The organism is Haloferax prahovense (assembly GCF_000723845.1).
GTDB lineage: Archaea > Halobacteriota > Halobacteria > Halobacteriales > Haloferacaceae > Haloferax > Haloferax prahovense.
Window position 1 is genome coordinate 335,666 of the sequence record NZ_LK053000.1, and the last position, 24,208, is coordinate 359,873.

18 protein-coding genes are annotated in these 24,208 nt (G+C 62.9%); 8 read left to right on the forward strand and 10 right to left on the reverse strand.

Features of this window, described 5'->3' with window-relative positions:
- Positions 1-337: 337 nt before the first annotated feature.
- The 6 genes from BN984_RS01635 to BN984_RS01660 all read right to left on the reverse strand — a co-directional run bounded on the left by BN984_RS01635 (position 338) and on the right by BN984_RS01660 (position 6,568).
- Positions 338-571, reverse strand: coding sequence for a hypothetical protein (locus tag BN984_RS01635; RefSeq protein WP_008096168.1), 234 nt, complete (start codon positions 569-571; stop codon positions 338-340).
- 132 nt (positions 572-703) lie between these two features.
- The gene (locus tag BN984_RS01640) at positions 704-1,810 is read right to left on the reverse strand and encodes an ABC transporter ATP-binding protein (RefSeq protein WP_008096166.1); all 1,107 of its coding nucleotides are present in this window, start codon (positions 1,808-1,810) and stop codon (positions 704-706) included.
- Positions 1,807-2,853 carry an ABC transporter ATP-binding protein gene (locus tag BN984_RS01645; protein WP_008096164.1) on the reverse strand — a complete coding sequence of 349 codons (1,047 nt, stop codon included), beginning with the start codon at positions 2,851-2,853 and terminating at the stop codon, positions 1,807-1,809. The genes BN984_RS01640 and BN984_RS01645 overlap by 4 nt, the downstream gene beginning before the upstream one ends.
- A gap of 42 nt (positions 2,854-2,895) precedes the next feature.
- Positions 2,896-3,909: an ABC transporter permease gene (locus BN984_RS01650; protein ID WP_008096163.1), complete on the reverse strand. Its 1,014-nt coding sequence runs from the start codon at positions 3,907-3,909 to the stop codon at positions 2,896-2,898.
- Between the two features lie 34 nt (positions 3,910-3,943).
- Positions 3,944-4,948 carry an ABC transporter permease gene (locus BN984_RS01655; RefSeq protein WP_049967494.1) on the reverse strand — a complete coding sequence of 335 codons (1,005 nt, stop codon included), beginning with the start codon at positions 4,946-4,948 and terminating at the stop codon, positions 3,944-3,946.
- 21 nt (positions 4,949-4,969) lie between these two features.
- Positions 4,970-6,568 carry an ABC transporter substrate-binding protein gene (locus tag BN984_RS01660; protein ID WP_008096161.1) on the reverse strand — a complete coding sequence of 533 codons (1,599 nt, stop codon included), beginning with the start codon at positions 6,566-6,568 and terminating at the stop codon, positions 4,970-4,972.
- 515 nt (positions 6,569-7,083) lie between these two features.
- Between BN984_RS01660 and BN984_RS01665 the strand changes: the two genes are divergently transcribed.
- Both BN984_RS01665 and BN984_RS01670 read left to right on the forward strand, forming a co-directional pair.
- The gene (locus tag BN984_RS01665) at positions 7,084-9,234 is read left to right on the forward strand and encodes a glycoside hydrolase family 3 N-terminal domain-containing protein (protein ID WP_008096160.1); all 2,151 of its coding nucleotides are present in this window, start codon (positions 7,084-7,086) and stop codon (positions 9,232-9,234) included.
- Positions 9,235-10,231: 997 nt separating this feature from the next.
- The gene (locus BN984_RS01670; protein WP_049967495.1) at positions 10,232-11,329 is read left to right on the forward strand and encodes a TrmB family transcriptional regulator; all 1,098 of its coding nucleotides are present in this window, start codon (positions 10,232-10,234) and stop codon (positions 11,327-11,329) included.
- A gap of 179 nt (positions 11,330-11,508) precedes the next feature.
- On the opposite strand, the gene BN984_RS01675 is transcribed toward BN984_RS01670, so the two are convergent.
- The 3 genes from BN984_RS01675 to BN984_RS01685 form a co-directional block, all read right to left on the reverse strand.
- Entirely contained in the window at positions 11,509-12,327 is an 819-nt protein-coding gene (locus BN984_RS01675) for an IclR family transcriptional regulator (protein ID WP_049967496.1), read from the reverse strand.
- A gap of 617 nt (positions 12,328-12,944) precedes the next feature.
- Positions 12,945-14,201, reverse strand: coding sequence for a M20 family metallo-hydrolase (locus BN984_RS01680; protein WP_049967497.1), 1,257 nt, complete (start codon positions 14,199-14,201; stop codon positions 12,945-12,947).
- Positions 14,202-14,330: 129 nt separating this feature from the next.
- Positions 14,331-15,593, reverse strand: a complete 1,263-nt coding sequence (locus BN984_RS01685; RefSeq protein ID WP_049967498.1) for an amidohydrolase — start codon at positions 15,591-15,593, stop codon at positions 14,331-14,333.
- Positions 15,594-15,775: 182 nt separating this feature from the next.
- Between BN984_RS01685 and BN984_RS01690 the strand changes: the two genes are divergently transcribed.
- From BN984_RS01690 to BN984_RS01715, 6 genes are all read left to right on the forward strand, one after another.
- Positions 15,776-17,518 (forward strand): ABC transporter substrate-binding protein, encoded by a 1,743-nt coding sequence (locus tag BN984_RS01690; protein WP_008096154.1) that lies wholly within the window; start codon positions 15,776-15,778, stop codon positions 17,516-17,518.
- Between the two features lie 75 nt (positions 17,519-17,593).
- Positions 17,594-18,553: an ABC transporter permease gene (locus BN984_RS01695; RefSeq protein WP_008096151.1), complete on the forward strand. Its 960-nt coding sequence runs from the start codon at positions 17,594-17,596 to the stop codon at positions 18,551-18,553.
- A gap of 1 nt (position 18,554) precedes the next feature.
- Positions 18,555-19,559, forward strand: a complete 1,005-nt coding sequence (locus BN984_RS01700; protein ID WP_049967499.1) for an ABC transporter permease — start codon at positions 18,555-18,557, stop codon at positions 19,557-19,559.
- Positions 19,556-20,632 carry an ABC transporter ATP-binding protein gene (locus tag BN984_RS01705; protein WP_008096147.1) on the forward strand — a complete coding sequence of 359 codons (1,077 nt, stop codon included), beginning with the start codon at positions 19,556-19,558 and terminating at the stop codon, positions 20,630-20,632. Before BN984_RS01700 ends, BN984_RS01705 begins: the two co-directional genes overlap by 4 nt.
- Entirely contained in the window at positions 20,629-21,747 is a 1,119-nt protein-coding gene (locus tag BN984_RS01710; RefSeq protein WP_008096145.1) for an ABC transporter ATP-binding protein, read from the forward strand. The genes BN984_RS01705 and BN984_RS01710 overlap by 4 nt, the downstream gene beginning before the upstream one ends.
- Positions 21,744-21,956, forward strand: a complete 213-nt coding sequence (locus BN984_RS01715) for a hypothetical protein (protein ID WP_004976015.1) — start codon at positions 21,744-21,746, stop codon at positions 21,954-21,956. Before BN984_RS01710 ends, BN984_RS01715 begins: the two co-directional genes overlap by 4 nt.
- 461 nt (positions 21,957-22,417) lie before the next feature.
- On the opposite strand, the gene BN984_RS01720 is transcribed toward BN984_RS01715, so the two are convergent.
- The gene (locus tag BN984_RS01720) at positions 22,418-23,878 is read right to left on the reverse strand and encodes an FGGY family carbohydrate kinase (RefSeq protein ID WP_049967500.1); all 1,461 of its coding nucleotides are present in this window, start codon (positions 23,876-23,878) and stop codon (positions 22,418-22,420) included.
- Between the last annotated feature and the right edge of the window lie 330 nt (positions 23,879-24,208).

A 24,208-nucleotide genomic window follows, 5' to 3' on the forward strand; every position in this document is an offset into this window, starting at 1 on the left:
TCAAACGGGTGATTAAGTGCCTCTTTCGGGGAGGTAGAACGTACTCAGAGCAGCTTCACGGCGTCAAACCAATTTAGCGCCAAGAAGCAACCGACCCATTATTATTGTGTGATAATATCAATACTATGCTGTCGAAGTTGAGTATCGTTGACGAGAGAACCACCCAGAACGCTGTTATTTCAGATGAAGACCCTCGAAGGAATCAGGCCAACAATTAAATATATTGAATTTGGTATAAAACGAGAATATCTAGTTCCAATACACGGCTGACTCCGTGTTTCTCGCGAGACCGGCCGCTCGTCCGCTCCGAGCGCTCATCGCCGTCGCCAGTACCGTATCACTCCTCTACGGACCGCTTCGTACAGAGCCAAAAGCCGCCGCCAAATCCGACCACCGTGACTGCAACGAGGCCAATGTCGATGAGCGCGATCGCGTACGCGGCAGTTCCCGGTTCGAGATACAACAACGAGAACCCGAGCAGGAGCCCCATCACGATGCCGATTGCGACGAACAGCGGAAACCGGTCACGCTGGTCGCAGATCACGTCGACAACCGTCTCTAAGCGTGCCATATGGTTCCATATCAAGCACAGAGTATCAAGCTCCCGATTCGAACGGTATCGGCTCGGTTTCGGTCGAGATTGGAGGGCGGGTTCGCACCGGTGACCAGCGGGTGAGGCGGAAGCGACAACCACCCATTCACATCAGTCATCCTCCCCCGTCAGCGGGTCGCTATCCCAATAGGAGTGGTTCGGGTCGTCTCTGAAGCAGGCGACGCGATGGCCGGCAGCCTCACCGGACTGTTGGAGTTGTGGGACTACCTCTTGGCACGCCTCACGGGCTTCGGGACAGCGCGTGTGGAAACGGCACCCGCTCGGTGGGTTGACCGGGTCTGGGATGTCTATCTTCCGCATCGGTGGCTCACTAGCCTCACCCGACTGTCGGGACAAGTTAGGCGTCGCCCAGCGGAGGACGTTCGTGTACGGGTGACTGGGGTCGCCGATGAGTTGTTCTGCTGGACCGACTTCGACCAGATTTCCGAGATACATCACACCGATTCGACCGTCACCGTGTTCCGCGAAGTACCGCGCGTTCGAGAGGTCGTGCGAGACGAACACGAACGAGGTGTCGAAATCCGACTGCAAATCGAGCATCAGGTCCATCATTTCGACCCGTAAGGAGACGTCGAGTGCGCTGATGGCCTCGTCTGCGAGGATCACGTCGGGATTCATCAAGAGCGCGCGAGCGAGCGCCACGCGCTGTTTCTCCCCGCCGCTGAGCTGGTGTGGGTACCGGTCTGCGAAGTCTGCTGCGGGGTTCATACCGACGCGCTCGAGAAGCGCGTGAATCCGCTCGCGGCGTTCGCTGGCCCCGACCGCTGGGTGAGTGAGCTTAATCGGCTCTGCGAGGATGTTCAGAATCCGTCGATTGGGGTTGAGCGAACTCCCAGGGTCCTGATGGATAATCTGGAGCGACGACCGAATCTCGTCGAACGGTATCTCTCCGTTGCCGTCTTTGGCGGCCCAGATGTCCTGTCCCTTGTACGTCACTGTCCCGCCCGTCGGCCGCTGGAGCCCGATGGTCGTCTTGCCCAGGGTGGTCTTTCCACACCCGCTTTCCCCGACGAGTGCGAGGACGTCGTTCTCCTCGATGTCGAGCGAGACGCCGTCGACCGCTTTGACCACGTCTGGCTCCTCGAAGAGGTCGGACAGTCCTTGCTCTTTTTCGAAGTGGACTTCGACGTTTTCGAGTGAGATGAGTGGTTCGTCGTGCTGGTCGAACCCGGTCGACGATTCGTCGACACGGCTCACGACCCATCACCTCCCGAGACCGGAACGGTCTCCTCGGAACGGTCGAAGTGCAGCGCAATCTCGTCTCGTGCGTCTTCAGCGTAGTGACAGGCAACGGCGTGGTCGTCGTCGAGTTGCGTGGACGCCGGGTCTTCAACTCGGCACTCTTCGGTGGCAAGTGGACATCGTGGTGCGAAGGCGCACCCCTGTGGAACGTTGATGGGTGCCGGACTCTGTCCCTCGATCGGTCGCATCTCTTCGAGCGGCGCTTCGATGTCGGGCGTCGCATTGAGCAACGCTCGCGTGTATGGGTGCCCGCTATTCGCGATGAGTTGCTCACGGTCGCCGACCTCGATGAGTTGGAAGGCGTACATGACGGCCATCCGGTCGGCGAGTTCGGCGACCAGCGGCAGGTCGTGGGTGATGAACACCATCGTCAGGTCGTACTTTTCCTGTAAGTCCTCGAGGAGCGTCAGAATCGAACGCTGCATCAGGAGGTCGAGTGCGGCGGTCGGTTCGTCCATCACCAGCACCTCGGGTTCGAGAACGAGCGACAGGGCGATGAGTGCCCGCTGCTGCATCCCGCCGGAGAGTTCGTGCGGGTACGACGTCAGCACGCGCTCCGGGTCGAGGTACAGGTCAGACAGGAGTTCACGGGCGAACTCCATTCCCGACGTGACATCGGCGTCGTGGGCCTTCAGCGTCTCTCTGAAGTGCCCGCCAATCTTCATCGTCGGGTTGAACGAACTCATCGCGCCCTGGAAGACCATCGACACCTCCTCCCACCGAAACTCTCGAAGTTCGTCGTCGGAGAGTTCGAGCACGTCGACTGTGGTCCCATCGTCACGGTGGTAGCGTATCTCACCGGACAGTCGCCCGGGGTCGGGGATGGCGTCCAGCATCGAGTCGGCGAACATCGACTTGCCGCTTCCACTCTCGCCCACGATGCCGAGAATCTCGCCACGTTCGATCGACATGCTCACGTGGTCCAACACGAACGTCTCGCCGCCGTCGTACGTGACGGCCGCGTCGTTGATCTCGATGATTGGGTCGTCTGTCGTCATAGCTGTCGTAGGGGTCGTCGTTTCGCGCTGTTTGGCAGTCATCTACAGTACCTCCGTCATCCCGGTCTCTTTCTCGTCGGCCGAAGCGGTCGACGCTGATTCTCCCGTCAGACGAGTCCGAACGCGCGGGTTGAACACGCGGTCCATCCCCTGGCCGAGGAGGATGAGTCCGACCGAGAGGCCGATAATCGCGGCCATCGGGACGAGAAGCCAGTGTGCGGCACTCCAAGAGAACAGGGCACCACCATTGTACGCGAAGTTCAGGGTGACGCCCCAGTTCTGGTCGGAGTACGGCAACACGCCGAGGAAGAACAGTCCGATCGATGCGAACACGACGTACCGCGCGGCGAACACGAAGTTGACCGTCACGTACGGCATGATGTTCGGAAGCACGTCCTTCAGGATGATTCGCGGCGTGCTCACGCCCATCGTCCGGGAGGCTTCGACGTAGTTGTTCTCCCGAATCGTCAGCACCTGTGAATGGATCGACCGGCCGAGGCCAGCCCAGTAGTTGATGTTGATGACGATTCCGAGCAGGATCGGGTTCTTGGGATTGAACGTAATCGCGAGAATCATCACCAGCGGGAGCCCGGGGATGGCCATGACGAAGTCCGATATCGACATCAACGCGCGTCCGACCGAACCGCCCTTGTACCCAGCGACGGTCCCGACGAGGACGGCGATACCGGTCGCCCAGAGTCCACCCGAGGTGACCATCAGCAAGATGTCTGGAGTCGAGTGGATGATGAGTGCGGCGAGGTCCGTCCCCGACGCAGTCGTCCCGAGTGGGTACTGCATGTTCTCGAACAGCGTCAGGTACCGAGGGGCCTGACTCGTCGAAGGCGCTCGCCAGAGACCGAGGACGGCCACGAGCGCCAACGACACGTAGAAACCGATGATGAGCAGTCCGAGTCGGGTTCTGCTGTCCGACCACGCGACGAGCATCGGTTTCAAGACGGTTTCCTCGTAGAACTCTCGAAGTCGCTCCGCACGAGTCACCGTCACCGACGACGAGGCCGACCCCCGCCAGTCGACGCCGGCACCGTCGGTAACCACTGCGCTGGACTCCGTTGCGCTGGACTCTTCTCTCTCAGTACGCTTCATCAGAACCTCCGGCACTGATTCGTGGGTCGATCTTGCTGTAGGTCAGGTCGGCGATATAGACGCCGACGATGAGCGCGACGGTGATGATGAGGAACGTCGCCATCATGAGCGGGTAGTCGTTCGCCTTCAGCGCGGCGAACATGTAGTAGCCGAGTCCGGTGTACGAGAATATCTGCTCCAGAATGACGGTCCCCGACAGGCGGAATCCGAGGAGCAACAGGAACCCGGTGTACATCGGAAGGATGGCGTTCCTCGCCACGTACCGAGTCGCGATACGGCGGTCGGGGAGTCCGCGGAGTCTCGCGACCCGGACGTAGTCGTTACCGAGCACCTGGATACTGTTCCCGCGCATGGCCAACGCCTGCCCGCCGATCCCGCCCAGCGTGTACGAGAAGATGGGCAAGAGACTGTGTTCGAGCGCGCTGAGCACGAACGGGACGCTCAGTTCTTTCTCGACGTTGGTCCCGACCGTTCCCGCCGTCGGCAACCATCCCCACTGGTACGCGAAGACGTACAGTGAGATGACGGCGACGACGTAGAAGGGGACGGACATGAGGCCGATCGAGAGGCCACTGAACGCCTTGTCGAACCGTGAGCCTTCCCAGTAGGCCTGTAACGACCCGAGGAAGATACCGACGGCGAACATGAGAATCGTCGACACCAGGACGACGAACACCGTCCACGGCACCGCTTCGGCGATGATCTGCGCCACCGGTTCGCCCAGCGAGATCGACTCGCCGAAGTTCCCCTGAGCGACGGCGCCCATGTAGTCCAGGTACTGCCGCCAGAGCGGCGCGTTGGGGTCGATGTTCTGGAGGTTCGAAATCCGGGCGTCGACCTCCGATGCCGGAACGCCCTGCCGAAGCAGTTGTGCGCGCAACTGCGTGAAGGGGCCGCCCGGAAGGAGGCGAATCAGCCCGAACGTGAGCGTCGCGACCGAGAAGATGGTCGCGAACACCCTGGCCGTCCGACGGACGTAGTAGTTACTCATGGTTACGTTGCTCCACTTCGATTATTGCTCGGCCATGAGCTGTCCCTGGCGTGGGAGCCACTCGCTTGGCCACTTGATTGCTCGGTCGTCGCTCCCTTCCGCCGGGATGTCCCACTCGTCGGTGGTGAGCCACGACTGTTCGAGCTTCGCGACCAGCCCCAGTATTGGAAGGTTCTGGTTGTGGTGCCACGCGACACGCTTGATGAGTTCCTCCGTCGTGGCTCGGTCCTGCGTGGTCGAAATCTCCTGTGCCACCGAGAGTGGGTCGATAGTCATCTCGCCGCCGTCCATCCCGGGGACAGTCTGTTCGCCCTCCGGGAAGTTGTGCCCGCCGTCGATGTCCGGGTTAGTGAGCTGCCAGCGGAGCGGGAAGTACGGGAACGCCGACCGTGCACCGCCGGGCATCCAGTAGAACGCGCCGATCTTGAAGTTGGATTCGATGTAGCCGCCGAAGAAATCTCCCGTCGGCTTCTGGCTGATTTCGAAGTCGAAGCCGAACGCGTTCAACTGGTCGACGACAGTGTTCGTCGCCGTGGTCCAGTCCGTCCAGCCAGCGGGAGTGTAGTACGTCCCACCGAGGGTTCGACCGCTGCTGTGTGTCCACGTGCCGTCTTCCTTCGAGTAGCCGGCCTCGCGGAGGAGCGCAGCGGCTTTGTCCGTCTGCGACGCCGCCATGCCGTACCCCTCGAAGGAGTCGTACGCGTCACCGAGCCACGACTCCTGGTCGTCCGGGGCGATGCCAGTCACCTTCGGTGCGGGCGCTTTCGTTCGCGGCCCTGCGTTATCAACGACCTGCTGGCGGTTGATGACGTGAGCGACCGCCTGCCGGACGTTTCGCTTCCCGAAGTCGGGGTCGTCGTGATTGAACAGGACACCGTACCCCCATTTCGCGGAGATGGTCACTTCTTCGACGGAGTCGGGGAAGTTGCCGACGATCTTCGGCGGCGCGAAGAGGCTCGTGACGAAGTCGAGTTCGCGGCCCATCAGGCCCTGTTGGAGTGCGGTGTTGTCCCCCCGCGAGAGAAGCGAGATACCCGCGAAGTTGATGTTGTCAGCGCCGTAGTATTCGGGATTCCTCGTGAGTTCCCACGACTGCTTCGACTTCGACGCGACCGAGAAGGGACCGCTCGCGACCACGTCTCCTTCGTATTTGAACTGCTGGAGCTCCTCGGCTTCTTTGTCGAGGAACTGTTCGAAGGTCGGATGGTACGCGAACAGTCGGAGTGACCCGTTGGCGAGCGTGTGTTTGATGACCTCCGGGTTGGATGGTCGTTTGAGGTTGAGAACGACGGTCTTGTCGTCGTCGCCCCGTTCGACGCTCTCGGTGAAGTCCCAAAGCGACGTGTTCATCTTCTTCATCAGGCGGAACTGCGTCAGGACGTCACGCGCGGTCACGTCCTCGCCGGTATCCCACAACAGGTCGTCCCGGAGCGTGAGTGTCACCGTCTGCCCCTCGATAGACCACGAGTCGAGCGCGGCTAACTCGAACTCACCGGTCGAGAAGTTGTAGGCGGCGAACCGTTCGAAGACGAAGTTCCCCGCTCGTGGGTCGTAGTTCTGTGTCGCTTCCGGGTTCAGGTGGAGGTTCGTCGGGACACCGTTGTTCGTGGCACCGACCATCTTCTTGTCGAGGACAGTCGTCCCACTCGTCTCGGAATCGTCACCGTCTGTCTCGTCCCCGTTGGACCCGGTCGCGTCCCCGTTGGACCCACCGTCGTCGGTCGTTCCCCCTCCGGTGGACGCACCACTACACCCCGCAAGGGCTGCGATTCCGGTTGTACCGGTTAGTTCGACGAAACTGCGCCGGCTAATCAAGTCGCTAAAGCGGTCAGTACTGTCTGACATGGCGTACTGATAACAAACCATACCCATTGTTAATAAATATTTGGTTAGGTGCGGTCGTTCGTTGTTGTAACGCTCCCGAGAGCGCCGCCCGAACACGTCGGCGTCGGAGGGCACGACACGGTCTCGCGCTCGTCGCGAAACACAACCCCTGCGCGACGTTAGCCACCCGTTGGCAAATGTATAAGTAGTAGTGGTCTTCTCTTCGCTGTATGCAGTCAGAAAGCAAGCATCCCCCTTACAGAGATGAGACTCTCCCGACTGAGAAGCGCATCGAGGACCTTCTCGACCGAATGACGGTCGAAGAGAAAGTCGGGCAACTCGTCGGCACGTGGGCGGGACAACTTGAGGAGTTCAAATCGGTCGAAGACGTCGAAGACGAAATCGTCGAATCCGCAGTCGGTGCTGTTGCGTCGTTCGGATGGGCAGGAGCGCTCGACTCTCGAATAGACGACGTCGTCGAGACGGTCAACCACCTTCAAGAAGTCGCGTTGTCGAAGACTCGACTCGGCATCCCGCTGTTGTTCAACGTGGATGCTGTCCACGGTCACGCGTACGTCGCCGAAGGGACGGCGTTCCCGAACGGGCTCGGGATGGCGGCGACGTGGGACGAAGACGGTGTCGAGAGCGCAGCAGCGGTCACTGCAACCGAAGTCCGGAAGTCGGGGGCACAGCAGAACTATTCGCCCACGTGCGACGTTGCTCGGGAGCCGCGGTGGGGTCGCACCTTCGAGACGTTCGGCGAGAGTCCATTTTTGTGCGGTCGGATGGCAGGTGCGATGGTACGTGGATACCAAGGCGACGGCCTCGACGACTCCAACTCCGTGGCGGCAACCGCGAAACACTTCCCGGCCTATAGCGAGCCCGCACGGGGGGAAGATACTGCCCCCGTCGAAGTGTCTTCGTACCTCCTTCGAAACGTCTTCTTACCGTCGTTCCTCGACGCGATTGACGAGGGTGTCGCGTCCGTTATGCCCTGCTACAACGCAATCGACGGGAAACCCGCACACGCCTCACGCGAGTATCTCACGGACCTTCTCCGAGGGAAACTCGGATTCGATGGAACCGTCGTCTCTGATTGGAACGGTGTCCGGATGCTTCACGAAGACCACCACGTCGCGAGCGACCACCGTGAGTCGGTCCGGATGACTCGCAACGCTGGACTCGATGTCGCATCAGTCGATGCGGTCGCGCACGCGGACCACCTCGCGTCGCTCGTCGAAGCGGGTGCGGTTGCAGAGCACGTGCTCGACGAGAGCGTCAGGCGCGTCCTCGACCTCAAATTCCGGCTCGGACTCTTCGAAGACGCGTTCGTCGATGCGAACGAAGCGCGAGACGTCGTTGGTGCCGAGGCGCATCGTGCCGAGGCATTAGAGACGGCGCGGAAGTCGATGACGCTCCTGCAGAACGACGACACGCTCCCCTTGGACCCCGCTGCCGACGTCCTCGTCGCTGGGCCGAACGCGGACAACCCCATCCACCAACTCGGTGGCTGGAGTGTCCCCGACGAGGCGGGCACCGATGTCATCTCAATCAAAGACGGAATCGAATCCGCGTGTGACGGGACGGTGACCTACGAGCAGGGGACGACGATAACCGAAGCAGTCGATATCGACGCCGCAGTCGAAGCGGCGAAGGATGCGGATATCGCGGTGGTCGCCGTCGGGGAAAACTGGTATATCCACGAGTTCGGGCCGACCGCGGAGAGCGGTACCGCTCCCGACGAGTTTCCGAACCGAACCACGCTCGAACTCCCCGATGCGCAGCGCGACCTCGTGACAGCGTTGTACGAGACGGGGACGCCTGTCGTTGGCGTCCTCGTCACCGGTCGACCGCTGGCCGTGGAGTGGATGGCAGCGAATCTCCCCTCGCTGTTGCTGGCGTACTACCCGGGGACAATGGGTGGCCAAGCCGTCGCGGAGACGCTCTTCGGGGCGTGCGACCCCGGCGGGCGATTACCGATTTCGTTCCCTCGGTCCGCGAGTCACCTTCCCACCCGGTTCAATCACTTCCCGCACCCGACACCGATCGGTCCCGACGAACATCTCCCGTCGTACGACCCACTCTTCGAATTCGGTCACGGGCTGAGTTACACCGAGTTCGAGTTCGGCTCGATGACCGTGACGAACGAGCGGATGTCACCCCACGGGACCACGACAGTCGAACTCCCCGTGGAGAACGTCGGGGACCGACGCGGTTCGACCGTCGTACAGGTGTACGTCACCGACCAGGCTGGAACGCGCGTAACCCCGGTCCGGGAACTCTGTGGGTTCGAGCGTGTCTCGCTCGACCCCGGAGCCACAGAGACGGTGTCGGTCCCCATCGATGCGGCATCGATCGGGCGCGTCGACGAAACCGGGAGGGTGTCGGCGATTCCGGGTGAGTACACCCTTCGTGTCGGCGAGCAAGCTGTCACGATTACCGTCGAACCGAAGTCCGACTGACCGGCCTCGTCGCAGACTGCGTAACCCGTTCCGAGCGAGGTTTTCGGCGGCGATATTTTTCCTGGCGGTTCTTCGTGGAGAGAGCGCCGCCACTACGTGTCCCCCTCTCGACGCCGCGGCGAGAACGGACAAGGAACTGTCTCCTGTTGAGCCGTCGCCCGCGTTTCGTGAGGCTCTCGTCGACGACCGTTCGGGCCATCGTTCGGTATTCTACGGGCATCCATTGTCTGACATTCGGCCACATGAAACACACATATACAGGATATCAGGTCATTTCGATTAGAGATTGAGAAAACAAATCAGCGTAGCATAAGTTTGTCGAGAACACTCTGACTCCTTAATCAGGGCTTAGAAGGCATATAAGTCGTGATTCTGTTTCAGGTGGATTTGAAAACTAAGAAATCAGACACAAGCAGATTTTCTGTATAGGACGATGAAAAATAAGTATGACGACATCCCAAACTCCTGATTGACGGCTTCTAACGGCGTATCTGAGAATGTCGACCGAATTGATTCGCTGCTCGGTAGGGACACGAAGCCGTGTCGCCGGCTCAGCTATCATATCGTAGAGTATATCCGGGTCGTAGGCGGCATATCTATTACGGACGTAGGCCTGTAATGGCTTGGTGTGCCCGCCGTTCACAGCGTTCCACACGGGATACTCGGACAACCACTCAGCAGTTGAATCGTGCCTCGAGACAGGCACCGTACATTCGACTGGCTCTGGGTGAGTCGGAATCTCGGTGGCGGTGTCTCTGACGGCCTCCCGGGTGTAGTATATCGCCCACCAACGACATCCAAATTGTTGGCAGAAAAGTAACTGTTTCTGGTGGAACCCGAACGGTGAGTCGTTCGCGAGCGACGGCAGTCGTTTTGAAGCGGTCGAACTCCCCCACACAGGCGGCTTACCACGAACTGGTCGAACGCAAACGGCTCCACGAATACGAGGTCGGACATCAACGAAGTATTCATAGTGAACGATTGTGTGAGTACGGGTATGGACCGCGAAACGCTGACGAAAGCACTCGAGTACGCGGACCTCACGTCGTACCAAGCCGACGCCTATCTCACACTCCTCGAGATGGGCGTCTCGCCTGCTATCGAAGTGGGCCGTGAGAGCGCCGTCCCCGTCTCGCAAGTGTACGACGTTCTCCGGAGCCTCGAATCGAAGGGATACGTCGAAACGATCGAACGAGAGAAACTGTACGTTCAACCGTGTGACCCGGAGGCGGCGATGGCGGACCTAGAGTCCAGGGGTGAACTCCTCCACGATGCTGCCGAAGCGGTCCGCGAGCGATACCGTACTCCCGAGCGGATGGACGCGAGAGTCGGCGTCACCAAGCGTGTCGAGACAGCAGTCGAGAACGCACAGGACCTCATCGACGACGCAGAAACCGTCGTGGAGGTCGCCGGGTCGTTCGAACAACTCCAGTCGCTTTCTCCGGCGCTTCGAGAGGCCCGTGACCGAGGTGTCGTCGTCCGTGCGGCCGTCTACATCGACCAAGATGATGAACCACCCGCGGCGTTCGACCCGAGTGGGGTACTCTCGGAACTTCGTGTGTGTACCATTCCGGGACCGTACCTCGTCGTCATCGACCGAAACCGGACGTGTTTCGGACCGAACACCCGCTCCGACGAAGACTACGGCGTCCTCGTCTACGACCGTATCCTGCCGTTTGTCTTTCACTGGTTCTTCCTCACCTGTCTGTGGAACCTCTACCCGACCGTCTACCTCGACGCCGAAGACCAGTACACCTACGTTACCATCGAAGAGTTCATTCGAGATATCGTCCCGCTTTGGGAACGCGGGTTCGAACTCGGGGTCACCGTCGAAGGCATCGACCTTGCGGATGGCGGAGAGACGACTGTCGAAGGGAGCGTCGCCGACATCTCGTTCTACGGAGACGAGCGACCGCCGTCACGGCTGGCGCTGTCCGACCTGGGGGCGTACAAGAACCTCACACTCGACACGGGCGATGAAACGGCCGTCGTTGGCGGATGGGGTGCTGTCTTCGAAGACATGGAGATTCGGACGATCACTTTGGAGCGTATCGACATCGGGGAGACTCCGTTCACCCACGAGAGACGGGACTGACGGGCCAGCTCTCGCTCGCTTCGAGCGAGCGACGACGGCTGCGGGACGGCCCCCGGTGAAACGGTCGGGACGACGGTCAGAACGCCGAACCGCTCGGCCGGACACCGCACCCGAAACCGGATGAGATGTCGCAAAAGATTACGGGCATATCTGTGTCATGGCTGTCGGGGGTGGGCGGTTCAATCGAAGCGCCCGGCGTTCGAACTCCGCGCCGCCATGTTCATGTTCACCTCGATGATGTTGGCCGTGCTCGTGACCATCTCGGGGATGGTGTCGCGGAACTGCTCGCCCTTGATTCGGCTCGTCGGCCCGGAGACGCTCAGCGCGCCGAGGACGGTGCCGTTGCGGTCTCGAATCGGTGCGCCGACGGCGCGGAGGCCTTCGATTTCCTCCTCGTCGTTGCAGGCGTACCCTCGTTCGCGGATGGCGTCGAGTTCGTCGAACAGCGCCTCGCGGTCGGTGATCGTCGCCTCGGTCTTCGCCGGCAGGCCGTGTTGGTCGACGATTTCCTCCACCCGACTGCGCGGGAGGAACGCGAGGATGGCCTTCCCGGTCGACGACGCGTGGAGGTTGTCCGGGCGCTGAATCTTCGAGCGCTGGTACTGGCTGCCGACCGCGCGCTCGCCGCGCACCTTGAGCAGGCTGATTCGCAGGCCGTGCTGTTCGGTCGAGAGGTGGGCGTACTCGCCGGTCTTCTCCGCGAGCGCCTCGACTTCCTCCTTGCCGACTTGGTAGAGTATCTGCTGGTTGCGCACGTACTCGCCCAGAAGCAGGAACTGGAGGCTGAGATGGTAGCTGTCGCCGTCCTTGGCGACGAGGTTGTTCTTCCGCAGGGTCGCGAGATGGTTGTACACCGTGGACTTCGAGAGGTCGAGGTAGTCGACCAACTCGGCGACGCGCGCCCCGTTCAACTCCTCGAGCGCCCTGACGACGCTGACCGCCGTGTCCACCGTGCTGAGGGTCCGCGACGGCGCATCGGTGTTGGGGTTCTCGGGCATGCTACGAGAACGTCTATCGGGTGTCATAGCTGTTCCGAATATCTTGCAATCGAAACGTGATGCGGACAATCGGTGTTGAGACCGCCGCTCGAAGGCGGTTTCGGTCGATAATTGTCAACCCAACTCGAAGCCGGAGCCGCCCACCACCCTCGCCCAGCGCGAGCGCGAATGTGCGTATCCCCCGAGACACACCGGAAGCGACGGTCGCCGCCCGCGACTTCGCTTGTCAGATGCGTGGAATCGGTATCTCCCTCGATACCCGGACGCTCGGCGACGCTCTTCGCGGTCGAACCACACACGACTCGAAGAATCGTTGTATTTGATGACAACACCGCGGAGCAGAGCGAATGGCTGCAGGTTTCGCAGGATAAACTTGATGACCCACGAGGTGACGTTTCGACCGAAGCGGCACGGAAAAACTGTGGTTCGCGTTCGAGCGCCCCCAGACCGTCGGAATACGAACGTCTGCGCGGGAGACGGTCCAGTTCGGGGCCGCGTGCCACATATCGAGACAGACACCGCGGCCGCGACGGAATCGCGGCAGAGACGCGAATCTGGCCGTGAAATGTCTGAAAGCGGGAACCTAGTTCACAACGGGGCAGGCCGCCGGTCGCAACTCACGCGCCGGCGAGGCGTGCGAGCGTCCCCGCGAGAACCGACGCTGCGGTCGCACAGTCCCCCCAGTCGGTCCATTCGCGCGGGTTGTGCGAGAGGCCGTCCGCCGACGGAGCGAACAGGAGTACGGCATCGGTGACGCTGGCAACATTTGCAGTATCGTGCATCGCCGCGGAGTGCATCCGTTTCGCGTCGATATCCTCGGTCGCGGCGGCGTCGAGGGCGGCGTCGACGCAGTCGTCGGCCATCCGACTCGGACGCTGGTCGCGATAGCGGTCGAAGCTCGTCTCGACCGGGTGGGTGGTTTCGAGGCGCGCGAGCGCGGCGTCGGCTCGCTCCGCGATGGCGTTCATCGCCCGGTAGTTCACGTCGCGGATGTCCATCTGCAGCGTGACCTCGCCGGGGACGATGTTGCGGGCGTTCGGGGTCACGTCGAACTGGCCGACGGTCCCCACGGCGGTGGCGCTCTGGTTCTGCGCCACGTCGTCGGCCGCGGCCCGGAAGTCGACGACGAACTCGCTGGCGGCGACCAGCGCGTCGCGGCGCTCGTCCATCGGCGTCGCGCCGGCGTGGTCTGCCTCGCCGACGATGTCAGCCGTGCAGGTCGTGATACCGGTGATGGCGTCGACGACGCCGACCCCCGCGCCCGCGGACTCCAGCACCGTTCCCTGTTCGATGTGGAGTTCGGCCCACGCGTCCCACGCCGCGGCGTCGATGGTGTCGGTCCCGCGGAAGTCGATAGCGTCGAGGTGGGTTTCGAGGGTCGTGCCGTCGGCGTCGCGGAACGCGAGCGCGTCGTCGGCGTCGCGCGCCCCCGTCGCCACCGACGACCCGAGCAGGCCGTGCGAGAAGCGCGCGCCCTCCTCTTCGGTGAACGAGACGACGTCGATGGGCCGGTCGAGGCTCACGTCGGCGTCTCGTTCTTGGAGCGTTCGGACCGCTTCGAGCGCCGCGTAGACGCCGAGCGGGCCGTCGAAGATGCCGCCCTCGGGGACCGAATCGAGGTGACTGCCGGCGGCGACGGGGGCTGCGTCGGGGTCGGCTCCCGCTGGGACCCACCGCCCGGCGACGTTGCCCACGGCGTCGATGCGGACCGAGAGGCCGGCGTCGCGCAGTCGCTCGACGAAATATTCGCGGGCGCGTCGGTCGGCGTCGCTTCCGGTCAGGACAGTTCGGCCGCGTCCTGCCGGCGCGTCAATGTCGCCGAAGCGGGCGTTCGCTTCGATGTCCTCGCGGAGTCGTTGCTGGGAGACCTGCATATGCGGCTCAACTCGCAAACGATGTCTAATAATTGTGCGTGTTCGTGGCAGATTCTACGGGACGCTGGCGGCGACGACGGGCGAGAGACGCGGCTGCTCGGGGTCGAACAGCCGGGTCGAGTCGCCGCGTTAAAGCGTTCGAATCGTCTGACACACCACGTCGACGCCGATGTCGAGGGCGTCTTCGTCGATGTCGAACCGCGAGGTGTGGTGGCCGAACTCGTTGCTCGCGCCGATGCCGACGTAGGTCGCCTTCCCGCCGTGTTCTTGGACGCGTCGGATGAGGTAGGAGGCGTCCTCGCTGCCGCCGATGTCGAGTCGCGGGACCGTCTCGGTCACGTCGTCGAGGTCGGCCGCCGACGCGAGGACGGCCTCGACCATCTCGTCGTCGGCCGTGAACGTCGACGTCTTCCCGTACAGCCCCGTCTCGACCGACACGTCGTGCATGCCCGCGGCGTGGTCGAGCACGCGGCGGGCCTTTTCCAGCATGTAGTCGTTGAGTTCGGCGGTCCTGCCGCGGACCTCGACGCGGAGACGCGCCTCTTCTGCGATGATGTTCTGCGGGTTGGGGGACTCGAACTTCCCGACGTTGATGCGGGTCGCACCGTCGGCGTGGCGCGGAATTCCGTAGAGATTCTGGACAGCCGCGGTCGCCGCGTGCAGCGCGTTGCGCCCCTCGTTGGGCGCGTTGCCCGCGTGGCTCGGCGCGCCCTCGAAGGTCGCGTCGAGTTTCGCGTTCGAAAGCGGGTTCTCGTAGGCGGCGATGACCGTCCCCGTGGGGTTGCCGAGGCCGAGGTGGAGCGCGAGGAAGTAATCGATGTCCGCGAGCAGGTCGGTCTCGCTCATCGGCTTGCCGCCGCGGCCGCCTTCCTCCGCCGGCTGGAAGAACAGCCGAAGCGTGCCGTCGAACCCGCCGTCGTCGTCGAGGTCGCGGGCGATGCCGAGGCCGATGGCGGTGTGGCCGTCGTGGCCGCACGCGTGCATCTCGTTGGGGTGCGTGCTCGCGAAGCCCAGTTTCGCGGGACGGTGTGCCTCGTCGCTCGATTCGGTACGTTCGAGGGCGTCCATGTCGACGCGGACGCCGACGGTCGGCCCGTCGCCGAAGGTCTTCTCGGCGACGAGCCCCGTGATATCGCCCATCCGGTCCAGGTAGGCCTCGGGTGCGCCTTCCTCGCGTGCGCGCTCGATTGCGGCCGCGACCGCGTCGTCGTCGGGGACGCCGAGTCGCTCGTCTTCGGCGACGGCGTCCGGGCCGAGGTGGAGCGTGAACTCGCGTTCGTCGAGCGCGGCGGCGATGAGGGCTGTCGTGCGGAACTCCTTCCACCCGGACTCGGGGTGGGCGTGAAGGTCCTGTCGTAACTCTCGCAGGGAGAGCGTGCTGGCGTACGCCATGAAGCCGACATTGCAACCACCCCGTTAAACTGTTTGGGAAGCGGTAGCACAATCTCGCCGGGGCTCCACTGAGATATAGTACCAAGATTGTGAGAGGTTGCCAAAGATATAAATAACGGTGTTTCATGAGCTAAGGTATCACGCGTACCGCTACAAGGGTGTGTACGTAGCTCCGAAAAACAATGGCAGACGACAACATTACCGAGATAAACATGGACAGACGGCAATTTATTGCGGCCGCGAGCGCGGTCGGCGTAACCGGGTTTGCGGGCTGTACCGGCGGCGATTCCGGCGGCTCCGACGGAACCGAGACGAGCGGCGGGAGCACCGACGGCGGTTCGTCGGGCGACTCGGGCGAGACCGTCCGCGTCAACGTCGCGCTCGCCGCGGAGCCGTGGAACTTCGACCCCGCGCTCTGGACGGACACCGCGACCAGCACCATCGGCGGCCTCATCTACGACGAGGTCATCGAACTGACGCCCGACTCCGAACTCCAGCCCGGCCTCGTGACCGAGGTTCCCGACCCGGTCGACGGTGGGACGGCCTTCGAGTACACGCTGCGCGAGGGTATCACGTTCCACAACGGCGATGAGGTGACCGTCGAGGACTTCAAGTACTCCGTCGACTGGATTCTCAACCCCGACAATAAGTCGCCGGTCAAGAGCCGCCTCCCGTTCGTCGAGGACACCGAAATCGTCGGTGACCGGACGCTCCGGCTCAACCTCTCCCAGCCGTTCGGGACGCTCAACTGGTGGCTCACGCGCGGGCTGGAAGGTATCGTCCCCGAGGGCTCCCGCGGCGACACCGCGGACGGGAAGGGACCGAGCGGCCTCGCGACCGACCTCACGAAGGACCCCTCCGGCGCGGGCACCGGCGCGTTCAAATTCGTCGAGTGGAAAAGCGGGAGTCACGTCCTCCTCGAGAAGAACGAGGACTACTGGAAGGAGGGCGCGCCCGCCGTCGACGAGTTCAAGTTCGACTTCATCGGCGAGGACTCCACGCGCCTCGCAAACCTCCGTTCGGGCCAACTCGACCTGACGGACAAGGTCCCCCCGAAGGACTTCGAGAGCCTCAGCGGCCAGCCGGACATCACGACCGAGTCCGTCCCTGGCAACTTCACGCAGGTGCTGTACGTGAACATGATGGAGTCCGAGGGTAACCCGATGAGCAACCGGCACAACCGCCGCGCGGTGCTGTTCGGCATCGACCGCGAGGAGATTCTCGACGAGATTTTCTACGGACAGGGCGCGGTCCAAAAGGGACCGTGGTACCCCGACAGCGACTGGACCTCGCCGAAGCTCAAGGAGATGCAGATGTACGACCCCGAGAAGGCCAAGAAAGAACTCGAACTCGCGGGCAACCCCGACGGCTTCGAGATGGACATCATCGCCACCAAGGGCTCGTGGTTCAAAGACGAGGCCGTCGTCATCCAGAACCAACTGTCGAAAATCGGCATCGAAGCCAGCGTCACCGCCGTCGATAAGTCCACGCTCCTCAACCAGGTGTACAGCACGGACACGTGGCACGCCGCGATGGAAGACTGGGCGCAGTCGATTCCGGTCGCCACGTCGTGGCTCGACGCCGGCTACGCCGACAACAACCACAACCACAACAACTGGCACCACCCATCCGACGACCTCGAAGACATCTACGCGCCGAGCGGCCCCGCCGCACCCGACGACGCCGAGGGCGATTTCTCGAACGGTCACGAGTGGTACGTCTCGAAGCTCCGCGAGGCACAGGCCTCGACGGACGAACAAGAACAGAAGGAAATCGTCTGGGAACTGGAGGAGTACCTCGTCGAACACGGCATCCAGATAGACATCGCCTACGTGAACAAGCTCGAAGCGTGGCGCAACGCCGTCAACGACTACGACGTGGGCACGTTCCAGGACAACTACCGCTTCGTCTCGAAGGGTGAGTGAGGAGCCGATGCACACGCGTTCGCGTCAGACTCGTCGACCGCAGACGGCGACCCGGGAGGTGACTCGGCCGTGAGCATGTTCCGGTTCGTCCTCAAACGCCTGCTGTTGAGCGTTCCCGTCCTCCTCGGGGTGAGCGTCGTCGTCTTCGCGCTCGTCCACCTCGCGCCGGGCGGTCCGGTGCGGGTGATGCTCGGCCCGCTCAGCAGCGAGGAGCTCGTCAGGCAGATTCGACTGGAGATGGGGCTCAACCGCCCGCTGTACGTCCAGTACGGCATGTGGGTGTTCGACGCGATACAGGGCGACTTCGGCGTGTCGTGGACGGTCAAACAGGGGACGCCCGTCACCGACATCATCGTCGAGCGCATCCCGCTGACGGTCGAGCTGTCGATTCTCAGCATGATTACGGCGGTCCTCATCGCCATCCCGGCGGGCATCATCAGCGCCGTCCGGAAGGACAAGCCCGCGGACCACGCCGCGCGCATCGCCGCGCTGTCGGGTATCTCGATTCCCGACTTCTGGCTGGGTATCATCCTCATCATGATCTTCGCGGTGCAGTTTTCGTTCCCGTGGGCGACCGGCGGCTGGACGCCGCCGTGGGTCGACCCGGTGGCGAATCTCCAGCAGTTGTTCCTCCCGGTCATCACGCTCGGGACGGCCTACTCCGCGCTCATCGCCCGGATGATGCGCTCGGAGATGCTAGACACGCTCAGTCAGGACTACGTCAAGACCGCCCGCGCGATGGGCATCGGCGCGCGCGAAATCGTCCTCAAGGACGCCTCGAAGAACGCGCTCATCCCCGTCGTGACGGTCATCGGCGTCGGCCTCGGCCAACTGATGAACGGCGCGATTCTGACCGAGACGGTGTTCAACCTCCCCGGTATCGGCAAGCTCCTGATACTGGCCATCGACCGCCGCGACTACCGCATCATCCAGGCGCTCATCCTGTTCATCGCGAGCGTGTTCGTCTTCGCGAACCTCGCGGTGGACGTGCTGTACGCCTACCTCGACCCCCGCATCAGACACGATGGAAACTAACATGGCAACGACAGACCACACGGACGAGGCGGTGCCGGCCGCGCAAGCCCCCGGTACGCACCACAGTCAGTTCGAGATGTTCTGGAAGGAGTTCCGCAAGAACACCCTCTCGCTCGTGGGGACCGCGATTATCCTCACGATGCTCCTGACCGCGCTGTTCGCGCCGTTTCTCGCCCCCCACGACCCGACGACGCAGTTCGAGGCACCGGACGGCGAACACAACCCGATGCCGATGGGCACCGAGATGATCGTCGAGAACGACGCCGGCGAGGTCGTCGGCACGACGACGGCCTACCTCGGCACCGACCACCACGGTCGGGACATCCTCTCGCGCATCATCTACGGGTTGCGGACGCTGATGACCGTCTCGCTCGGCGTCGTCGGCTTCGCGATGGCGCTCGGCGTGACCGCCGGCGCGATTGCGGGCTACTACCGCAACACCTGGGTCGACGAGGTCGTCATGCGCTTCATGGACATCCTGTTTTCCTTCCCGAGCCTCATCCTCGCCATCGCGGTGCTCGGCGTGCTCGGGGTCGGAAGCACGGAGTACGGCTCGTTCACCCTCCCGAACATCGTGAAGGTCATCGCCGTCATCGGCGTCGTCTACATCCCGAGTTTCGCGCGCGTCATGCGCGGGTCGGTCCTCAAAGAGATGGAAGAAGACTACGTCGACGCCGCGAAGTCCCTCGGCGCGAGCGACCGACACATCCTCGTGAAGGACATCGCCGTCAACACCCTGCCGACCGTCGTGGTCCAAGGGACGCTCTACATGGGAACGGCCGTCCTCGCCAGCGCCGCGCTGTCGTTCCTCGGGCTGGGCATCCAGCCGCCGAACGCGAGCCTCGGGTTGATGCTGTCGAACGCCCGCGGCTACCTCTACAGCGGCGAGTGGTGGTACTCGGTGTTCCCCGGCCTCGTCATCGTCGTCACCATCCTCGGGTTCAACCTGCTCGGTGACGGCCTGCGCGACGCGCTCGACCCCCGAAACGACGGAGGCGAGCGATGAGCGCCGAACCGGACGAACAGCCGGTGCTCGAAATCCGCGACCTCGTCACGCGGTTCTACACCGACGAGGGAACCGTCAAGGCCGTCGACGGTTCGTCGTTCGACCTCTACGAGGGCGAGACGCTCGGCATCGTCGGCGAGTCGGGCTCCGGCAAGTCCGTGACCGCGCTGTCGATGCTCCAACTCGTGGACAGCCCCGGTCGCATCGAGCGGGGGAGCGTCCGCTACCGCGGCGACGACCTGCTCGAAAAAAGCGAGGCCGAAATGCGGTCGATTCGGGGCAACGACATCGCGATGATGTTCCAAGACCCGATGACGAGTCTCAACCCCGTGTTCACCGTCGGCGACCAGATTAGCCGGGTCATCAAGACCCACCAGGACGTGTCGGACGCGACGGCCCGCGAGCGGACCATCGAACTCATGGCCGACGTGGGCATCCCAGAGCCGACCTCGCGCGTGGACAACTACCCGCACCAGTTCTCCGGCGGGATGCGCCAGCGCGCGCTGCTCGCGATGGCCATCTCCTGCGAGCCGGACGTGCTCATCGCCGACGAACCGACCACCGCGCTCGACGTGACCATCGAGGCGCAGATATTCAACGTCCTCGACAAACTCCAGGAGAAGTACGGGATGAGCATCATCCTCATCACGCACGACCTCGGCGTCGTCGCCGGGACCTGCGACCGCGTCGCCGTCGCCTACGGCGGCCGCGTCGTCGAGCGCGCCGGGGTGGACGCCCTCTTCGAGAACCCGCGACACCCCTACACCCGCGGCCTCATGCGGTCGATTCCGCGGCTCACCGACGATACCGACCGGCTGACGCCCGTCAAAGGCGACGTGCCGAACCTCACGGACCTGCCGTCTGGCTGTTCGTTCCACCCGCGGTGTCCGCACGCGACCGCCGAGTGCGAGTCGTACGACCCCGAGCTCCGGGAAGTCGAACCCGGCCGGGAAGCGGCGTGTCTCCACGCGCGCGGCTACAACCTCTCGAAGTCGACCATCGAAACCGAAGGCGTGCAAGCTGACGGCGGTAGTCCTGTGACTCCCGCGACCGACGGAGGTGCATCGCAATGAGCGACGACCCGCTGTTGTCCGTCTCGGGGCTCCACAAGTACTTCACGCAGAACGACGGCTTCATCGACCGCCTACTCGGGGCCGACGAGACCGTGAAGGCCGTCAACGGCGTCTCGTTCGACATTGAGCGCGGCGAGACGCTCGGACTCGTCGGCGAGTCCGGCTCCGGCAAGTCGACGACGGCGCGGTCGGTTCTCCGGCTGGACGAACCCACGAAGGGGACGGTTAGCTACGACGGCACCGACCTGACGGCGCTGTCGGACCGGGAGATGACGGAGATGCGAAAGCGCATCCAAATCGTCTTTCAGGACCCCGCGTCGAGTCTCAACCGCCGGAAGACCGTCGGCCAGATAATCAAACAGCCGATGGAGATTCACGGCCTCTACGAGGGCGAACGCGACGCCCGCGTGGACGAACTCATGGAGACGGTCGGCCTGCCGCCGCAGTACTCCAACCGCTACCCGCACGAGTTCTCCGGCGGCCAGCGCCAGCGGGTCGGCATCGCCCGCGCGCTCGCGGTCGACCCCGACTTCATCGTCGCCGACGAGCCCGTCTCCGCGCTCGACGTGTCGATTCAAGCGCAGATACTCAACCTGCTCGAGGACCTCCAAGCGGAGTTCGACCTGACGCTTCTGTTCATCGCTCACGACCTCAGCGTGATTCGCCACGTCTGCGACCGCGTCGCCGTGATGTACCTCGGCGAAATCGTCGAACTCGCGGACGCCGACGAGCTGTTTTCGAATCCCCAACACCCCTACACGCGGGCGCTGTTGGGCGCGATTCCCCAGCCGGTCCCGGAGCTGGCGCGCCAGCGGCAGGTGCTCGAAGGCGAGGTTCCCTCGCCGCTCGACCCGCCGTCCGGTTGTTCGTTCAATCCGCGGTGTCCCGAGGCGACCGAGGAGTGCACGTCGGTCGACCCGACGCTCGACGACGTGGCGGGCGCCACCGGCGGCCACCAGGCCGCCTGCATCCACGTCGACGAGTTCGAAGTCGGTGCGGGCGTCCCGAGCGCCGCGCAAGACGTCGACGAGCGGTTCAGCATCGAGAACTTCGACGCCGAACCGACGCTCGCGACCGATGGCCGGGGTCGGAGCGGGGGTGACGACGACAGATGAGCATCGCGGTCAAACCGATGCTCCGCATCGTCCTGACGTTCGCCATCGTGTGGTTCTACCGCGGGCTGTTGCCGCCGCTGTCGCCCGTCGCGAGCACGGTCGCGCTGGTCGTCCTCGCGGTGCCGACGTGGGTGGTCGTGAGCCGCCTGCTGTTCAACTCCGGCGGGGCGCTGGCGATGGTCGACGACGAGTTCGACCGCGGGGGGTAGCAATCGACGGGGGCATCGTCCGTATCCTGTCCTCGAAGTACGATATAAAAGATAACTGACTATAACTCAATAGTTCAACACAGTAGGTAGTACCACTTGAATTTTTGAAAATTTCTGAATATAGATGTTTGAGGGGCCGAGAGTGGAACATACTGGGATTTCGAATCTATTCCATCATCTAGTACGTTCGAGAGATACCGAACCCCCAAAACGCGATATATCGCAATATTCGCTCGGTACTACGAGATATTGAGAATCACCCGACAACCCACCGAACGAAACTACTCGTTGAATCTGACATGTACTGAGATATGCCAGAACTGTCGTTTGGAATCTGGACGTAGCCACCCCAAGGTCAGAGTCGCTCGCCATCTCGACTCCGCCCGCTCGTTGTGAATCGAGCGCACGACGCAACTGGCCCGCGATGAGGTGTCCGGGCTACCGAACGGCCGCCCTCGGCGTCACTCCCGTTGATAGAACTCCGCGATGTCTCGCCATCGGTCGAAGTACGTCTCTTTTTGGGTATTGAAGTCCGCACCGACCGACGGGTCGGGCTCGATAACGTCGCGCTCGCGGAGGAGGTTTTCCGCTGCCGTCTCGACGTCGCTGTAAATCGACGTGATGAGCGCGGGGGCCATGACCGCACCGGCGGTCGTCCGCGGTTCCATCTCGACGACCGGGCGGTCCCATATCGACGCGCGGAGCGTGTTCCACCAGTCGTAGTTGCCGTCGAGCGTCGGCGTCCCGTCGTTGATGACGAGCACGCGGTCGATGTCAGTGTTGAAGTGTTCTTCCACCAGCGAGATGTAGGTCCACTCGGTCAGGATGATGCCGGTAATGAGTCCGCGCGCCAGTCGGCCGTGGACTTCCTCGGTCGACAGGGAGTTATCGTAGTTGAGGCCGAGGAGCGACCCCGCGACGTCGGCGTCGAAAAACGGGCTTCGGTTGCCCTTGAGAAACATCTCGTAGCCGTGGCCGCTCGGGACTTGTCGGGCAAGTTCGAGCCCGCGCTCCGGCGTACAGTTGAGGATGCGGTCGAAGAACCACCGGAGGAGGTTGCCGGTGTCGAACGACGCGCCGGGCAGATAGCCGTCGATGGGATGACGGTGGTAGTACAGCGCCGGATGCGGTGAGACGGATTCCGAGACGTACTTGACGACGCTCGACGCGCCGAAGGTGATGCTGAAATCCCCCGGTTTGACGCCGCCGTTCGCCAGCACCGACGCGTTGCCGTCGGTGAGCCCCTGAAAGAGTTTGATGCCCTCGAAGCCGGTCCGCTCGGCTAACTGACCGTCGGCGACACCGATGAACGACCCCGGGGGTCGAATCGCCGGAAAGAGCGACCGAGGCAGGTCGAGCGTCTCGAACAGCGACTCGAACCACGTGGGAAGGGGCGTCGTCACGTCGGCCCCGAACTTCAACGCGTTCGTCCAGTCGGTCTCGATGTCGCGCCACGGCGTCGACGCGTCGAACCGGAGCCGATACAACAGCCACGTCGTCGGACTGAGAATCCACTCCACCCGCTGGAACTTTTCGGGGTGTTCCGCGCGAAGCTTCAGAATCTTCGGCAGGGGGCTGGTCGGAGAAAACGCGATGTTCTGGTTAATCGAGAGGCCGGACAGGTCGAGGTCGCGGAGCTTCGACGCCTGTTCGGGCGCGGAATCGAAGTACATCTGCGGTGGGAACACCGGCTCGCCGTACTTATCGACGAGTACGGCCGTCCCCGACGTACTCGCAACCGAGCCGATACCGGTCTGTGGCAGCGCCGGTGCCGCTTCGTGGAGCGCTCGCTCCCACGCGAGCGTCGTCTGCTCGGCGACCGGCGCCTCATCGCCGGCGAGACGTTCGCCGTCGGTGCTGTACACATCGACGTGCACGCTCGCAGTACCGAGATGAACGCCGACTAGTTGCGGGCTCTCCATACCACGGGGTCACGTAGGACGCAGTTAAGTCCTTCCGAGGGTAGTGACCCGTCGAGCGCCCGAGCGCGCAGTTTGGCCGACTGACCGCAGCGGAGTTCATTTGGTGGGTGTTAGCATACAATCTGGTCGAGAGCACGTTCAATTGACATCCGTTTCGATGACGTTGTCATTCCGAGAGTTGACACCGAAATATGAGCGATAAACGAACAAACACGAACTATCGTCGGCATTCTCTCTATTCTGTATCTAAGAACAGTCGTTCACCCTGTCTGAACCGCATCGTCAGGGCCGGCGGCGGCCTGCAAGCGTAGTCGAAACGAGCATTACAAA

Coding starts and splice junctions, on each gene's coding strand:
- BN984_RS01635 (WP_008096168.1), bottom strand. CDS start 571: ATGGCACGCTTAGAGACGGTTGTCGACGTGATCTGCGACCAGCGTGAC.
- BN984_RS01645 (WP_008096164.1), bottom strand. CDS start 2,853: ATGACGACAGACGACCCAATCATCGAGATCAACGACGCGGCCGTCACG.
- BN984_RS01655 (WP_049967494.1), bottom strand. CDS start 4,948: ATGAGTAACTACTACGTCCGTCGGACGGCCAGGGTGTTCGCGACCATC.
- BN984_RS01660 (WP_008096161.1), bottom strand. CDS start 6,568: ATGGTCGGTGCCACGAACAACGGTGTCCCGACGAACCTCCACCTGAAC.
- BN984_RS01665 (WP_008096160.1), top strand. CDS start 7,084: ATGACGGTCGAAGAGAAAGTCGGGCAACTCGTCGGCACGTGGGCGGGA.
- BN984_RS01670 (WP_049967495.1), top strand. CDS start 10,232: ATGGACCGCGAAACGCTGACGAAAGCACTCGAGTACGCGGACCTCACG.
- BN984_RS01675 (WP_049967496.1), bottom strand. CDS start 12,327: ATGCCCGAGAACCCCAACACCGATGCGCCGTCGCGGACCCTCAGCACG.
- BN984_RS01680 (WP_049967497.1), bottom strand. CDS start 14,201: ATGCAGGTCTCCCAGCAACGACTCCGCGAGGACATCGAAGCGAACGCC.
- BN984_RS01685 (WP_049967498.1), bottom strand. CDS start 15,593: ATGGCGTACGCCAGCACGCTCTCCCTGCGAGAGTTACGACAGGACCTT.
- BN984_RS01690 (WP_008096154.1), top strand. CDS start 15,776: ATGGCAGACGACAACATTACCGAGATAAACATGGACAGACGGCAATTT.
- BN984_RS01695 (WP_008096151.1), top strand. CDS start 17,594: ATGTTCCGGTTCGTCCTCAAACGCCTGCTGTTGAGCGTTCCCGTCCTC.
- BN984_RS01700 (WP_049967499.1), top strand. CDS start 18,555: ATGGCAACGACAGACCACACGGACGAGGCGGTGCCGGCCGCGCAAGCC.
- BN984_RS01705 (WP_008096147.1), top strand. CDS start 19,556: ATGAGCGCCGAACCGGACGAACAGCCGGTGCTCGAAATCCGCGACCTC.
- BN984_RS01710 (WP_008096145.1), top strand. CDS start 20,629: ATGAGCGACGACCCGCTGTTGTCCGTCTCGGGGCTCCACAAGTACTTC.
- BN984_RS01715 (WP_004976015.1), top strand. CDS start 21,744: ATGAGCATCGCGGTCAAACCGATGCTCCGCATCGTCCTGACGTTCGCC.
- BN984_RS01720 (WP_049967500.1), bottom strand. CDS start 23,878: ATGGAGAGCCCGCAACTAGTCGGCGTTCATCTCGGTACTGCGAGCGTG.